General features: G+C 35.2%; 13 protein-coding genes. 8 read left to right on the top strand and 5 right to left on the bottom strand.

Annotation, left to right across the window (positions count from 1 at the left end; translation table 11 throughout):
- Window positions 1-3: 3 nt before the first annotated feature.
- The 5 genes from E4T88_RS04140 to E4T88_RS04125 all read right to left on the bottom strand — a co-directional run bounded on the left by E4T88_RS04140 (window position 4) and on the right by E4T88_RS04125 (window position 6,750).
- Window positions 4-1,494 (bottom strand): UxaA family hydrolase, encoded by a 1,491-nt coding sequence (locus E4T88_RS04140; RefSeq protein ID WP_167755424.1) that lies wholly within the window; start codon window positions 1,492-1,494, stop codon window positions 4-6.
- Window positions 1,491-2,927 (bottom strand): tagaturonate reductase, encoded by a 1,437-nt coding sequence (locus E4T88_RS04135; protein WP_135104196.1) that lies wholly within the window; start codon window positions 2,925-2,927, stop codon window positions 1,491-1,493. Before E4T88_RS04135 ends, E4T88_RS04140 begins: the two co-directional genes overlap by 4 nt.
- Window positions 2,928-3,238: 311 nt before the next feature.
- The gene (locus tag E4T88_RS04130) at window positions 3,239-3,571 is read right to left on the bottom strand and encodes a beta-xylosidase family glycoside hydrolase (RefSeq protein WP_135104195.1); all 333 of its coding nucleotides are present in this window, start codon (window positions 3,569-3,571) and stop codon (window positions 3,239-3,241) included.
- Between the two features lie 19 nt (window positions 3,572-3,590).
- Complete coding sequence (locus tag E4T88_RS18220; protein ID WP_228093706.1) at window positions 3,591-3,752, bottom strand: hypothetical protein; 162 nt, start codon at window positions 3,750-3,752, stop codon at window positions 3,591-3,593.
- Window positions 3,753-3,786: 34 nt separating this feature from the next.
- Window positions 3,787-6,750: a glycosyl hydrolase 115 family protein gene (locus E4T88_RS04125; RefSeq protein WP_135104194.1), complete on the bottom strand. Its 2,964-nt coding sequence runs from the start codon at window positions 6,748-6,750 to the stop codon at window positions 3,787-3,789.
- Between the two features lie 572 nt (window positions 6,751-7,322).
- Between E4T88_RS04125 and E4T88_RS17955 the strand changes: the two genes are divergently transcribed.
- From E4T88_RS17955 to lepB, 8 genes are all read left to right on the top strand, one after another.
- Complete coding sequence (locus tag E4T88_RS17955) at window positions 7,323-7,490, top strand: hypothetical protein (RefSeq protein WP_167755423.1); 168 nt, start codon at window positions 7,323-7,325, stop codon at window positions 7,488-7,490.
- Between the two features lie 996 nt (window positions 7,491-8,486).
- Window positions 8,487-10,343, top strand: coding sequence for an O-antigen ligase family protein (locus E4T88_RS04120; protein WP_135104193.1), 1,857 nt, complete (start codon window positions 8,487-8,489; stop codon window positions 10,341-10,343).
- A 61-nt stretch (window positions 10,344-10,404) separates the two neighbouring features.
- On the top strand, window positions 10,405-10,647 hold the full coding sequence (locus tag E4T88_RS04115) for a hypothetical protein (RefSeq protein ID WP_135104192.1): 243 nt from the start codon (window positions 10,405-10,407) through the stop codon (window positions 10,645-10,647).
- Window positions 10,648-10,716: 69 nt separating this feature from the next.
- The gene (locus E4T88_RS04110; RefSeq protein ID WP_135104191.1) at window positions 10,717-11,904 is read left to right on the top strand and encodes a DUF4221 family protein; all 1,188 of its coding nucleotides are present in this window, start codon (window positions 10,717-10,719) and stop codon (window positions 11,902-11,904) included.
- Window positions 11,905-11,928: 24 nt separating this feature from the next.
- Window positions 11,929-12,378 carry a hypothetical protein gene (locus E4T88_RS04105; protein ID WP_135104190.1) on the top strand — a complete coding sequence of 150 codons (450 nt, stop codon included), beginning with the start codon at window positions 11,929-11,931 and terminating at the stop codon, window positions 12,376-12,378.
- 37 nt (window positions 12,379-12,415) lie between these two features.
- The gene (locus tag E4T88_RS04100) at window positions 12,416-14,734 is read left to right on the top strand and encodes a hypothetical protein (protein WP_135104189.1); all 2,319 of its coding nucleotides are present in this window, start codon (window positions 12,416-12,418) and stop codon (window positions 14,732-14,734) included.
- Between the two features lie 53 nt (window positions 14,735-14,787).
- Window positions 14,788-15,327 carry a hypothetical protein gene (locus E4T88_RS04095; protein WP_135104188.1) on the top strand — a complete coding sequence of 180 codons (540 nt, stop codon included), beginning with the start codon at window positions 14,788-14,790 and terminating at the stop codon, window positions 15,325-15,327.
- A complete protein-coding gene (gene lepB / locus E4T88_RS04090; RefSeq protein WP_135104187.1) occupies window positions 15,314-16,192 on the top strand; it encodes a signal peptidase I in 879 nt (292 codons plus the stop codon). Before E4T88_RS04095 ends, lepB begins: the two co-directional genes overlap by 14 nt.
- Window positions 16,193-16,209: the final 17 nt, after the last annotated feature.

The following is a 16,209-nucleotide window of genomic DNA, read 5'->3' as shown; positions in this document are numbered from 1 at the left end:
TAGCTAAAGAGTAACTCCTGTCTTAAATATTGCAATTTCTCTGTAATCTTTTTTTTCATTATTTACAAGCTCTCCATTGGACACCTTTATTACATATTCGATAAAACGTTTACTTAGATCTCTCATCGTTTCGCCTTCGAGCAATGTTCCGGCATCGAAATCTATCCAATTTCGTTTATGTTTATACAAATTACTATTAGTAGATATTTTCATAGTTGGGACAAATGTGCCAAAAGGTGTTCCCCTGCCTGTTGTAAACAATATTATATGACAACCCGATGCTGCCAGAGCTGTACTTGCAACAAGATCGTTACCGGGTGCACTTAATAGATTTAATCCACTCTTTTTAAGGAGATCTCCATACATCAAAACATCTTTTACTATTGACGTACCTGATTTCTGTGTACACCCGAGTGATTTTTCTTCTAAGGTGGATATACCTCCAGCCTTATTTCCAGGTGAAGGGTTTTCGTATATTGATTGCTTATTCTGTATAAAGTATTCTTTGAAATCGTTTATCAGATGAACAGTCTTCTCAAAAACCTCTTTATTCTGGCTACGTCCCATTAGTATCGTTTCAGCACCGAACATTTCAGGAACTTCAGTCAGGACTGTTGTCCCTCCGTGTGCAACAAGAAAGTCTGAAAATACACCTAATAATGGATTCGCCGTTATTCCAGAAAATCCGTCAGATCCACCACACTTCAACCCTATTTTCAATTCACTTAAAGGAACATCAACTCGACGGTCTTCTGAAGTCAAATTGTAAAGTTCGCGCAGAATTTTCAGACCTTCTTCATGCTCATCATTTACTTTCTGAGTAACAAGAAATTTGACACGATCCGTATCGTATTCGCCAAGCATCTCGCGAAAAGCATCAGGCTGATTATTTTCGCACCCTAACCCTACTACAAGAACAGCTCCGGCATTAGGATGTAAAACCATATTGCGAAGTATCTTACGTGTATTCTCATGATCGTCGCCAAGCTGAGAGCAACCGTAGTTATGCGGATAGGCTACAATTGCATCTATTCCTTTGCATCCGGTTTCAGTTTTCAAATCATTGACCAATTCTTTTATGATCCCGTTTACACATCCTACAGTAGGAATAACCCATATCTCATTGCGGATACCAACGGTTCCATTCTTACGAGGGTAACCCTTAAATGTAAGGATCTCATTTACAGATTCAGCACAAACATCCTGAGGTTCATAATTATACTCTAAAACACCATCAAGATTAGTTCTTATATTCTTCTCATTGACAAGTGCACCTTGTTTGATATCTTTAAATGCATGACCAATAGGAAAACCATATTTGACAATATTATCTCCAATTGTAAAATTCTGTAAGGCTATCTTATGTCCTGTAGGGACATCTTCGAGTACTGTAAACGATATATTATCTATCGATAACTTCTGACCTGCTGATATTGTATCTATAGCAACAATAACATTGTCGGCAGGATTGATCTTTATAAATTTACTCATCAAAGGATCTCCTTTACTACTTCTTTTATTTTTTTCTGCTGTATAGCATCAAGGTAACTTGTTACTTTATCGGTAAGTCCCGATACATTATTAAGGTTCTCGCCCCATATAAACTGTGCACCAAGAACTCCCTCGGCAACCTGACGTGTTGAGCCTGTTGCCCAAAGTCTTTGAAGCATATCTACAATTTTCGGGTCATCTTGAATAACAATAATATCGTCTCCACGCTTCCCCCCTTTATAGTAAGTGATGATTGCAGCTAGCCCTAATAGGATACCATTTGGTAAGGAACCTTTACGGCTAAAATATGTTTTCAACCCAGGAAGATCTCGAGTTTTAAATTTAGAAAAAGAGTTAAGCATAATGCCCGTTAGTTGATGTTTTATATAAGGATTACGAAAACGGTCGAGCACATCGTTAGAGAACCGAATCAGTTCCTCTTTTGGCAAATTAAGAGTAGGAAGTAATTCTTCAAACATTACTTTTTGAACATAAGCACCTATAACTTCATCCTCTACACATTGGCGAACAGTATCTAATCCAGATAGATATCCGACCGGAGAAAGTACAGTATGAGGACCATTTAGCAATGTTACTTTACGCTCATGATATGGTTCTTCACTAGGAACAAACAAAACATTCAATCCTGCGTTATCGGCAGGGAACTCTTTTGCGACACTTTGTGGTGCTTCTATCACCCACAGGTGAAATATTTCACCCTCATCTAGCAGACAATCATTATAACCAATTTGTTCTTTTATCTGAACTGCTGTTTCACGAGGATAGCCCGGGACAATCCGATCGACAAGTGTACTATATATATAGCAACATTGTTTTACCCATTCGTTGAATTCCTCTCCCAAATTCCAATGTTTGATATATTTATCGATACACTGTCTTAATACTTTTCCGTTGTCAAATATCAATTCGCAAGGGAAAATAATAAGACCCTTATCTTTTGCCCCATCATATTTTTTGAAACGGTGATACAGTAATTGCACGAGTTTTCCTGGATAGCTATTTGCAGGTTTATCTTCAAATTTATTATCGGGGTCAAATGATATGCCTGCTTCTGTAGTATTAGATATTACAAAGCGTATATCTGGATTGACAGCTAACTTAAGATATTCCTCGAATTGGATATATGGATTTATCCCGCGACTGATAACATCTATCAATTGTGTGTTATGTATAGCTTCGCCATTGAATAAACCTTTCAGTATAAGGTGATATAAGCCATCCTGAGCATTAAGGGTATCCACCATTCCATTAGGAATCGGTTGTACTACTACGACATTGCTATCGAAATTAGTTTTTTCATTCATATTCCATATAATCCAATCCACAAAAGCGCGAAGAAAATTACCTTCGCCAAATTGAATAATACGTTCCGGACGAACCCGATTAAAAGCTGTTTGCCTATTTAAGTCTCGCATAAATTTTATTGAATTAACAAACCTATTATACAAATATATTTTCAAAAACCTAATCTCATCAATAGACAATTCAAAAAAGATACGCAAAGGTTTGCGCTTTAATAAAAGCAGGTGCATTACCTGTTTTATAATTAGGTATTCATTTATAAAATCAGTAAAGTAAGACTCGTCGTTTCATCAGCAAGGATCAAGAATAAATTTCCATTCACGGTTGATATTCTATTTCAATCTGGGAGGATTTTTCGCTTCGGATGATAATATAGAAACTGAACAAAATGCAATAAATAAAAGAATTTTAATCTGATTCATATTCAATATGCCTTATTATCACTTTTCTTATATTCAAAGAAATCCATATCAATATATCCTCCATTGGCCTTGGTTGCATAATTGAAGATAGCAAATTTAGTACCCATAAAAAGTTTCTTATAATCGAATATCATTTTAAAATCATCTCCTATTTTCTTCCACTCCTTATTGTTTAAATTGTAATAAAACGAAGCTATATCTTTATTTAGGTTAAAATCAGCATCAATACGCAGGTAAATAATATCTGAATCAAATTTCACACGTTCTTTTTCTTCAATATCTACACTAAGGATAGACTTGCTTCGATCTTCCAAGTTTACAATATTTGTAGACATTGCCAAATATTTCGTATTCTCATCTTTTATATATGGATAAAATACCCGAATGTCCATTAAATGCACTAAATTCGGCAACATCGCCATCTTTCATTTTAGAAATATCGATAGATACAATTCCACTACATTGAGGACCTTCCATTCTTTGTGTAATCGTATTAGGAGCAGCAATCTTCTTCACTTTATATTTATTTAAATGTTTTTGTCATATTATTTTAAAACGACTTTGGTATAGCACCAAAGTAGCTAGGGTACTGGTTATCGGGATTTACGATAATCTTTTCAAGAACGACCTCCGCATCCACCATAAACACTTTCAACGTATGGATGCCTGGTTCATCAACATCAAACTCGACATCCAACCAGCGGATATTATCAAAAATTTCATTTCTGAAATGTTTGTTATGAGATATTAATGCTAAATCACGGTTCACTGGAGGCAATGGTTTCAATACAGTAGATTTTGCCAAGTTTTCTTTATTGTATTCTCCGAATGTATCGACAAGCCCTTTACGAGCATCAAGAATCAGAGGAGTCTTATCATCTAAGGCAACAGCAATCCTCAGCCCCCTTTGTGGATAAACATCTTGTGTGGGTAAGATACCAAGGCAAACTGTTGTTTTCCCCGATTTTGGAAGATATATTTTATATTCCAACACAGGTGATTTCTCTGGAGTTACACTTGGTGCTGTTACCGGATAAATTCCCATACATGCCTCTCCTCTTCCCAAATCTGGTAATGTTATCCATTCTGCATCACGTCCTGATATATTAGCATTATATTTATTGGCAGGAATAGTAAATTCGCCAATGAACCCACCAAAATAATTCTCTTTAGTATCCGGCATTGAATATTTTACAGCACTCACCTCGACAGGTATAATTATCTTACCTTGTTTTACATTTATAATACCGTCTGCTCTTCCATTAGGTAATAAATTCCAATCAATTTCAACTTGTAAACGAAAGTCTTTATTGACTTTACCTTTATTATTGCTTAATTTAATCCAAGGTTTATCCGCTTTGGCCGTAAAATCGAAAGTCCCGACTCCTTTGTTAAATATATCGATATAATAAGATTTGTCATTTAAGAAATCAAACACAGGCAACTTTACTTTCCCTATTGCTTTCGACCATGCTTCTTCTGATCCTTCTACTGCAACCCCCATTGTCGGATTTCCCAGTGCTTTTACTTCTATGAGATCGGGCAGTTTATTTTCTCTAGGCATGAACCATTTCTCATAGCCAATATGTTTGTCCAACATCATATCCTTCCATTTACCATTGGCTATCTTTTCATTATAATAATCACTAAGTTCTTCGTCGATTTTAAATAACTCCCGTGCTCTTGCTGCATAATCATTTGCGCTAGTGCGTCCTTGTCTGGAATAGAGATTGTTTTTACCTGCTGCTAAATATATTTCAGCGACTCCAGCGGATGCTTTAGTCGGGTATAGTACAAGCTGATAATAGGCGTCTTGCGCTTCCGCAGGTATTTTTTGTTGTATTGCTTCCGCTTTGGCTACAATATCGTGCCATAGCTTCAGTACTCTGTCTGCTTCATGATAATTTACATGACTAAAGATAGTCGTTGCCTGAACTTCGGGTTTTCGCCAAAGGTTATATTTTGCATATTTGGAAACAATATCTGCAATATCTTCTGCATATTCTTTTCCAAAAATATTTTCAGCCCAGTTGACTGTATAATCTTGCACTTTATCTGCCGGTATAGCATCAGGGTTCCATGCATAACGCATTATAAAGTCAATTGGAAGCTCTTTAGGTTTAAGATCCCCTACATTTACTACCCAAAGTGCATCGAGACCGCTTTTATATGCAAGGTTAAATTGCTCTCTTAACTTGGGTATAGTAGTGGTATTTATCCAGCGATCATTCCATGGTCCACCATTCATGTCGATGTGATAATAAAGACCGCATCCTCCGGCTTTACCTCTCTCGTGAGGAGGTGCAATACGACGAATATATCCCCAATTATTGTCACAGAACATGAGCAGTACATCATCGGGAACAGAGAAACCTGCATCATAGTAGCGTTGTACTTCAGTAAATATAGCCCATGTTTGTGGAATCTCGGAAGGGTGCTTTCCATAAACATTAGTAAGTATTTCTCTCTGACCGTCAATAACACGGTGTAATATCTTCATATTTTCTTCGTCCCCTCCTTCACTCATAGCGACATCTCCATCACCACGCATTCCGATTGTCACTAGATTGTCATATTCTTTATTCCTCTTAATTCCCTCAAGAAAGAACTTATCTAATTTCTCTTTATTTGTAGAATAATCCCAAGGACCAACTTCATCTTTTCGCGATGTATATTCTTTGTGTGAACGCATCATTGGTTCATGGTGCGAAGTCCCCATTACAATACCGTATTCATCAGCCAAAACAGGATTCATCGGGTCGTCTTCATTAAATGACTTTCCCCACATTGCCGGCCATAGATAATTTGCTTTGAGACGAAGCAATAATTCAAACATATGAACATACATTTTGGAATTTATCCCTCCAAAATTACTACGTGCCCAACCTCCGAATGAAGGTTCTTCGTCGTTAATAAATATACCTCGGTATTTTACTTTTGGAGAAAGTTGTACATATCTTCCGGCTTTAACATAAAGTTTAGAGTTCTTTCTTATCGGTGCATCTGCCCACCAATACCAAGGAGATACTCCTATTTTTTCTGATATATCGTAAATGCCAAAGATGGTACCTCTTTTATCACTTCCTGCTACAACAAGATTGCCATCGACTGTTGCTATCAAAAATGATTCCCACTTACCGCGTATACCAGATACGTCTATTTTTTTTTCTGCAATTAGTTGGTCAATAATCCGACTTTTACCTATGGTTCCTATCAGAATAGATCCTTTTTCAAAGCTGGTTCGTGCAGCAACCAGTGATGAAGTTCCTGAAACCTTGTATATATCGTTACTCAGATTATTTGTGGCAATTATTACTCCTTTCCAATCATCAGGATCAACATATATTTTAGCAGATTTACCATTTGCTACAATTTCGAAGCTATTTTCAGACCTTTCATTCTGTATATATTGCGGTAAAGAATATGCTTCATCTATATCTATAATTTGAGCATTAATCGTTTCGAAAACAAAAAATACAGTAAAAAGAAAAAGTATGTTTGCCCTGTTTGACATATTTCTTATATTTTATTTAGATTGCAACCTTTTTTATTATTTTATCAAGTATAATAATAAAGCCTCCGCTATTCAAAAATGTATTAATTAACGATTTATCTATTTATCTCAAAAACATATATTGTTCTTCTTCGATTTGTTTTAAAAAGAGGCTTCCTACCTAACTTTTTAAAACATATGGAATACTACAAAATTAAAACAAGCATATAGGAACGCTCATTTTTATTGTATGCTATTGCCCGGATAAACGTCTTATCTCTGTCGGAAGAGTCGCATATCTTTTCCTTTTTGTCGCACAAACAAGATCTGGACAGTCATCTGTAAAAATAACTTCAAACTCAATCTTAATTACATATAGGACTATTGTATAGCAGAGTAAATACGAAAAATTGAATTATTACAATTAAGCCCAATGAATAATAAGGGATTCTATTCAGATTAGGTCTCCTCTGTTTACTCGAGAAAAATAAGCAATAAAAGCTTAACTTCAGACAAAGAAGAAATAGGCTCAAAATATAGTGTCAAATATTCTGTAAATGAAAAACATATAACTTTATCAAAATAAAACACTTATGGACACACCAAAAGATTTTTCAAGTAAGGAATTCCAGAGTAAGTTCAAGCCACAGGAAGATGTTAAAGCCTTTATCTGCGAACTTCATGTAAAAGTTTATGAGCAGATGCATCAAGGGGAGATAGATTCTCTTTTAGATTATGAGAAAGGTTCAAAAGAATATTAATACGAGAAATTCCTGCAATGGGAGTTATCCGAAGAAGATTCAGAGTAAGGATGGAGGATCGTCATAGAAGTCCCTCGTGCCGACAAAGTGATTTTGAGTCTGTTGCTGTACCCAAGCATCAAAGGCATGGCTTATATATTAAGCGTTAGTCATACCTCTTTATATCAAAAGTATGAGTACATAGGATATAGAATCGCAGATACATGAGATTTACGGTGTTAATCTATCTACATCAGTCATTGAATGCCAGAACCATCCATTAAAAAGCCTATATCTGATAATGTGGGTGGATGGTATCGTCTTCAAAGTCCGATAAAATGGCAAAGTCATGAACAAGACTGTTTACCTATGTGTGGGATTTCATAATGATGGTTTTAAGGAGGTAGCTGGCATGTAGATTGGTAAAACTGGATCAGCCTAATTTTGGATGGAAATCTTGACAGACTTAAAGAAGTGCTATTATTTTAAATCGCGCCAAATACCTCGAAGCTGGAATGGAGGCATAGTATCATTTTCTGATTATATTTAGAGCAGTTAGCAATTGATGTATCTGGAGTTTTAAAGACTCCCATTTAGTTGTCTGTCTATATTTTGATCTAATAATTCACTTATGGACTACAAACGATAAATTGACAAATTAAAAGAATAAAATAAGATTAGAAACCAATTGGGCACGAAAATATGTTTTCACCTTTCATGTTTTTGTGTTTTTATCCAATACACCCCCCAATTAAACTTTTAACTTTTTTTAATTACTGTATTCTATTAACAATTGTAATCCCTATTTTTAAGTTAATTTTATTACAAATCATCAGCTAATCTCTTAAGATAGAAATACCAAAGATATTGTAATACAGACCTAGTATTTGTAGTATGTAGCTCTTTTTTAAGCTTTCACGTATCAGATAGAATTATTACTTTGCGAGAATATTAGTCGTCTGCCTTTATAAACACAATAAGATTTGTTAACATATAATTTTCTATGAAATCTAAAATATGACTCACATAGATTCTATAACATATTGTTTTAAACAGAAAAAAACTTCATTTAATGACGTTGTTAATTATATTATAACTGCATTTATTATAATTCAAGTAATCTTTTTACCTGTATTTACAACGGATGAATTTATGTTTGGTGCCATAAGTGGAAAGACATCTGTTTTTTTAATTTCTATATTGATTACGTTCTTTTTAATTTTGATAAAATTTCTATATAAAAAGTCTATTACCCTTGTAATATGTAATGTAGATATTTTTCTTATAATCACTGTTTGTTATGTTTTCATTAACTGTATCATTAAAGATGGGGCGGTTACCAATAGGGTTTTAGAGCTTTTAGGATTGTGTTTTTTGTATTTATCACTTAGGGTGATCAAACACAAACAGTTTATTCTTATTCTCACTGCAATTATCTTTAGTTGTATCATTCAATGCATATATGGCAATTTTCAATTGTGGGGCATATTAAAATCTCAGCATAATCAATTTTCTTTAACTGGAGGCTTTTTTAACCCTGCTCCATATGCAGGATATTTGGCAAGTTCTTTTCCTATCATATTAGGCTTATACTTTGCAAAGGACTTAAAGATAAAAGAAAATGCTCTGTTAGAAAATAGTAATGCACTAAGATCTATGTCACTTCTAGCAATAATTCTAATCTTTATTACTCTGCCTGTAACAGAATCACGTGCAGCATGGTTTAGTGTTATTTGTACTTCAATCATAATATTTTCATTTAAATTTTCTTTGCTGAAAAGGTTAAAGGACCTCCATCCGATAAAAATTAAAACACTTCTAATAAGTGTCATTATGGTGTTGATTATAGGTTGTTTTGCAATGTACAAGTATAAGGTAGATTCCGCAAATGGGCGTCTATTAATATGGAAAGTAACATTAGGCATGATTGAGAAAAATCCAATTTCTGGAGTCGGATTTGACAGATTTAAGTCGTTTTATATGAATGAACAAGCAGAATATTTTGCACAAAATCCGCAATCCTCTTCAATCGCTGTCGCAGGAGATGTTGAATATTGTTTTAATGAGCCTCTTCAATTCATTGCAGAAAACGGACTAATCGGATTAATCTTCATTTCTGTTTTAGCCTTTCATCTAATAAAAATTCCTAGCAATGGACTGAATCGGCATCTTATATTTATCCTGAAAACAGGACTATTCGGAATTTTGGTCTTTGGGTTGTTTTCATATCCATCTCAGATATTGCCGATCAAAGCAAATGCTGTTTGTTACATGGGATTACTTGCTTTTTTTGATCTGAAGAGATGGACGATTGAGTTTAAAATAAATAACATTTTAAAATGTACAGTTCTCTTTTTTTCAATCTTAGTATTTTCTTTAAGTTTCAAATACATCTCAAGCTATATCGAAGCATGGAAAAATTGGAATAAGGCTTATCAGTTTTATTCTATAGATGACTATGGCAAGAGTTTAGAATATTATTCAAAAACAAATTTTACTTTGGCTAGAAACGGAGATTTTCTGACTAATTATGGAAAAACTCTTGTTGTTTCTACCCAGTATGATACTGCGATCTTGGTTCTTTCGGGTGCTATTAAGGAATATCCCAATATTGTTGCTTTTACCGCTATCGGAGACAGTTATAAGGCGACAAAGAGATATGTGTTAGCGGAACAAGCATATCTGACGGCTTATCGAATGAATCCCAATCGATTCTATACACGCTATCTGCTCGCAAAATTGTATGATGAAACGAATCAGGATGAAAAAGCTATTAATATAGCGTACGGGTTATTGAATGAAAAGCCTAAAGTAGAAAGTACAGCAGTCAATGAAATTAAAGAAGAGATGAGAAATATCTTAAACAAAAAATGAGGTTGTGTTCACCCGGGATTTACACTCTCTTATGTTTTATTATTAACTTAAAATTAAAATGATGAAAAAGAAAATTTTAACAGGTTTTTGCGTGGTTGCTTTTGTCTCTGCCATGCTTCTAAATGGAACTATCAATATGGATAAAGGAGCTTCAGATGTAACCTTATCTGAGTTGATAAGTACCCCTACGGCAAATGCGGCAGAATGCCCTCAGTCTCCTTGGGGGGGCAATGGTAGATGTTCAGAAACATCAGGAAGGTGCTATTGGGATCCTTCTTCTTCGGCATGTGATCCATGGTATTAAATTACTAATCAAGAAAAGGAGTAAGGCTGTTTTTCAGCCTTACGTCCTCATCATTAACATATAAATCATATGCGCAATCAAATTTATATTTTATTTCTGTTTTTATTTGTCTTTACTTCTTGTAATGAAAGGTCTACGATAATAAACAAAAATATCAATGCTGGAAAATTAGCCGGAACTTATCAACTAGTCACCAAAGACAATAAAAAATTCCGGTTAGATTCGGTTACGGCCCCCAAGCCTATATATATGCAATTGATCAATGATCCTGTAAAAGGGACGGTATTGACATTTCTGAATGAGTATAATCATAAGATATATTGTTATAATTATATCGACACAGTCTTTATGCGTTCAATCAGATATGATGGAGATGCTGAAAAAAGCATCAGGAAAGCATCAGGATATTTTATACAAAATATGGACTCGATCTATATTTATGATATGGCAGGGGTTACAATATCACTTGTCGACAGTTCCGGTTTAATGAAAAAGAAAATTACATTACATAGCACTGATAAAAACTGGCCCTTACATTATCCTCAATATGTGTTAAGTCCTGTAAATTCCATATTGGAACATGGTGGAAAATTAATACTGACAGGACAGTATATCCCTTCGATACCATCCGAAAGGATTGATGAATTTAGTTTTACTTGTTTTTTCGATCTGAAAAGTAATGAGGTGGAATATAAATATACTTATCCGAAAGAATTATATGGTAAAGATGCAAACTGGGGAGAAGAGGTGTTCACTACCGTATATCCCGAATTATTGAATAACGGAACCATTATTCATAGTTATCCGGTGTCCCATGACATATATAAATCCGACATCAGAGCAAATGATTTCAAAACAATTTATGCCGGAAGCAATGTTGCCAGAACTATAGAATCTATAGATTATGACGATGTAAGAGGTACTCCTAAAGTCCAGATATTTGCTCATTATCTGCAAAGTGATATGTATACAGCAATAATACATGATCCTTACCGGAATGTCTATTATCGGTTCTTATTGGAAGGAATACCCGAAGCAACCTTTAAGACACCTCAGGAAGATAAACCTGTGACCATTACTATTTGGGATGAAAATTTTAATTATTTAGGTGAGACCCGCATTGGAACCGGGCATGAATGGAACTGGAAGAACTCATTTGTAACAAAAGAAGGATTAAATATCGAATATATTACAGATGAACTCGATGAAGATTATCTGACCTTTAAAATATTTATATTAGAGAAATTATTGAATTAATAAACTACTGAATCAAATATCAATATGAAAAAAATAATATATTTATTACTCTTACTAATACCTCTTTTTCTGGGGTGCAAAGATAAACCGGAGAAGATTGAACATGAATATCTGGTTGATATGGTTACCGAAATTGGAGTTGCCCCTCAATACAAATGGCTGGTTATCCTACCGGGATTGGGATGTCATGGATGTATCGTGGAGGCTGAACTTTTTATGAAGAATCATGTCGATGACTCACGAATCCTTTTTGTTTTAACAAATATATCCTCCCTGAAAATATTGGAACAAAAGATAGAGTTAAAGTTATCGGATTATTCGAACGTTTACATTGACAAAGAGAAAATTTATCAAATGCCGACAGGAAATACAATTTACCCATGCATCATAGAACTAGAAAATGGAAATATCATTCGTCATTCATTTCAGTCGCCCAATACCGCTGCTTTTCACGAACTGAAGAAAAAGCTATGATAAATTTCATTTAATTCATTAAAATATTCATACCATCATGCGGCTATTCCTATTCATATTCGTATTTTTTTTCATTTTCAGGGTGTTTCCACTCTCGGGTCAGACTGCTTTTGACTTTATACCGTCACAATTGATTCAGGGATATAAGGATGCACCTTCTGAAATGATTTACCTGCAAACTAGCAAGGATATTTACGAGACTGGTGAAGACCTTTGGTTTAAAGCATATCAGTTAGATGCACGAGATCATACCCTGTCGACCGGATGCAAAACGCTGTATTTACAGGCAGTCGGCAATGAGTCGGATAGTATCGTGTGGCAGGAAAAATACTCATTGGTAAATGGCATTGCCGACGGGCATATCTATCTGGATGAAAAGCTACCGGAAGGCATTTATACCCTGGAAGCTTATACAAAAAACAGCTTTTACAGTGATAGCTCTGCCTTTTCCTCTATCCGCAAAATACAGGTGGTAAAAAATATTGGGAATATTGGAAAAAGGCAAGAGATCAAATCTACAGATAGTTTGAGGTTTGAGCTTTTCCCCGAAGGCGGAAATCTTGTTTCGGGAGTACGCTCGGTACTGGCTTTCAAGGCAACGGATGGAAAAGGCAATCCCCTTGATGTTTCGGGAGAGCTGTTCGAAAACGATTCTCTGGTCACCGATTTCAAAAGTCGACATGACGGTATGGGACAACTCTCGTTCACGCCATCTGCAGATAAAGCATACCAGATCAAATTGCCCAACGGAGAAAGATATCCTCTTCCGGCTATACAAACACAGGGATTCGGATTGCATCTGCAAAGTCAGAATCAGGAGTTTCTGGAATTTATGGTATACCAAAGTTGTGACCTACCCGAACAAAATATTTATATACTGGGGCAAATGGGAGGAACTCCTTGTTCCCTGGTAAAAGCTTTAATCAGGGATAGCCTGAGAATAAAGATCCCGGTCAAGGAGACTGATTTCCCTGTTCAGGGAATAGCCGAATTCACGCTATTTGATGACCGTGAAAATCCTGTAGCCGAAAGGCTTGTGTTCATTCACTCGGATAAAGAATTAAATATATCCACTAGCTTCGACAAGAAGGTTTACATGGTCAAGAACAAGGCTCTTTTAAAACTGAAAATAACGGATGAGAATGGCAATCCGGTCAAAGCTCATCTGGGAGTCAGTATCTTCGATAAGGCTTATTCCGATCACTCTTACCCTGTTAACATACAAACCCATTGTCTACTTTCATCGCAGATACAAGGCAGTATACATAATCCTTACTATTATTTCAACAAAGAGAATATAGACAGGAAAGAAGTTCTTGATTTATTGCTGATGACTCAAGGCTGGCGCCGTTATACATGGAAATACAAAAAAGAGGCTAACCTTGGTAATTCCTTATTAAGTGATGAAGTCAATGGAGTACAGACCATCAAGAATAAAAAGATGAGGAATACCGAGCAAATGATTCAGGTTTTTGATGCCAAAGAACGATCCGGGTTTATCTGGGCAGACACACTCGGTCATTTTTCTATCGACCCTGAAATCCTGTACGAGCTTCGTGGTGGCTACCTGTATGTAAAGCCATTAGTCGGTAAAGATAACGGTCCGAAACTAATTATTGAAGATCCGTTTAAAAATATAAATTCGATCCGTAGCCATAAGCAAAGATACTATCCTTTTATTGATACCAGTCGCGTAAAACATGACCCGATTAACAGAGAACCCCTTATTAATCAGTTTGGTGGGGTATTACTGAAAGAAGTGACAATCTCTGCAAAGTCACACAAGCCTCTAAGAGACAAACACATGGGGCATCTGGACAGTCTAGCACAGATAAATCTGGGTCCATGGGTTTGTAACTGTCGGAATACTCCCCCTTACCTCAATGATTATTTGGACGGATACACACATCATCCCCAAGGATCAACATGGCCATGCAAAAGAAGATCATTACCGATCAAGGGTGCAACTTATGAATTGATAAAATATGTTCCAAGTGCTCGTGCCGGTTTTTGGGATGTGGCATCTATTAAGCAAATCGTATATAACGGTATGGAATATAGCGATGAAGAATTACTAAGGATGAATAATCTTTGGCGTGCAAAGGGATATTACGGAGAGCGCGAATTTTATATGCCGGACCAGATGGAAATGCTCTCCTCATTACCCGACACCCGTAATACATTATTGTGGAATCCTTCCGTTATAACCGACGAGAAAGGAGAGGTGACACTTGAATTTTATACCTCCGATCTAAATACCGGATTTGTTGGGCGGATAGAAGGCATCGGGGACAATGGTTTGTTGGGTGTTTCTCAGGGAGAGTTTAATGTTATCAGGTATGGACAAAACGAATAGAGGACAAAATAAATATCAATATTAACGAACTATTTTAAGCTAATAAGCAGAATATGGATGAAAAATCAATATATATTATTTTAATATCATGTCTTCTGATATCATGTAGTAACAGACTCGATCAAAAGAGCATTGAAAAGGAATGGGTAGGAAAAACTATTATATTTCCGGAAGGTTCTTCACCTTACTCTGTTAAAAGCGATAGCACTTACAATAAATTTACGTTCCCTTATAAACTCGTGATATTTACAGATTCTACCGGCTGTACCGGCTGTAAACTTAATCTTGAAGCATGGAAAAAGTATATGACCGAATCAGAATCATCATTTAGAGGAAAGCTTGATTTCATATTTTATTTTCAGCTTCAGGATGAAAAAGAACTATATTATCTATTAAGAGCAGAAGAATTCGATCAGACTGTTTTTATTGATAAGGCAATGGTATTTAACAAAGTAAATATTTTGCCTGACAATCCTGAATTTCAATGTTTTTTGCTAAATCGAGAAAATAAAATACTATCGATAGGCAATCCGGTTATAGATCCTCATCGATGGGAAATATATAAAGAAATTATTAATAATGACAAAGAGTAAGCTAAATAAAAGATACGGTAAGAAAATAGCTTTCATTATTAAAGTTATTGTAATGGTGTTTTTTATTATGCTATTTATCAGGCTGTTTATTTTTTCGACTTATTCAATACATACAGAATCAATGTATCCGACTCTTATAGATGGGGATCAATTACTTGTTAACAAATTCATCCACGGTCCCAGATTCCTTTTTGGAACGGGTGATAAAAAAGATGCAAAGAGGATAAGAGGAATAGGTTCTATAAAAAGGAATGATATTATTGTGTTTAATTTCCCCTTCAGAAAAGGAAATGCTCGAATCGATATAGATTATAATAATTTCTATGTGAAAAGATGTATCGGGTTACCTGGAGATACCGTTTGTATTGATAATAGTTTTTATAAGATAAATGGAACAAGTACTATTTATGGAAATTACTTTAATCAATATTTGTTATCCACAATATCCAGAAAAGACCTACTTAATTTCTGTCGTGATATTGAAACGTTTCCTTATGACTCATTTTCTTGTGATTGGTCAATATACAATTTGGGACCATTGTATGTCCCTAAAAAAGAATGCACTATCAAATTGGATCATAAGAATATAGAGTTCTACAAATCAATAATAAACTATGAAACAGGTAGATATATAACCCTAAAAGGAAATAAAGTGTATTTGGATTCATCTGAAATTGGAAGCTATTGTTTTAGACATGACTACTATTTTGTTGGAGGCGATAATGTATTTAATTCGTACGACTCCAGATACTGGGGGTTACTACCTGAAAAAGCTATTGTAGGAGTCGCAACACATATATTAAGATCAACAGATCCGATTACCAATAAATATCGAGAAGAAAGATTTTTAAAGGCTCTGGAGTAACCTTCAGTTTAACACCA

It is taken from the genome of Dysgonomonas mossii (assembly GCF_004569505.1).
Classification (GTDB): domain Bacteria; phylum Bacteroidota; class Bacteroidia; order Bacteroidales; family Dysgonomonadaceae; genus Dysgonomonas.
This window is presented reverse-complemented; position numbering and strand designations above follow the sequence as displayed.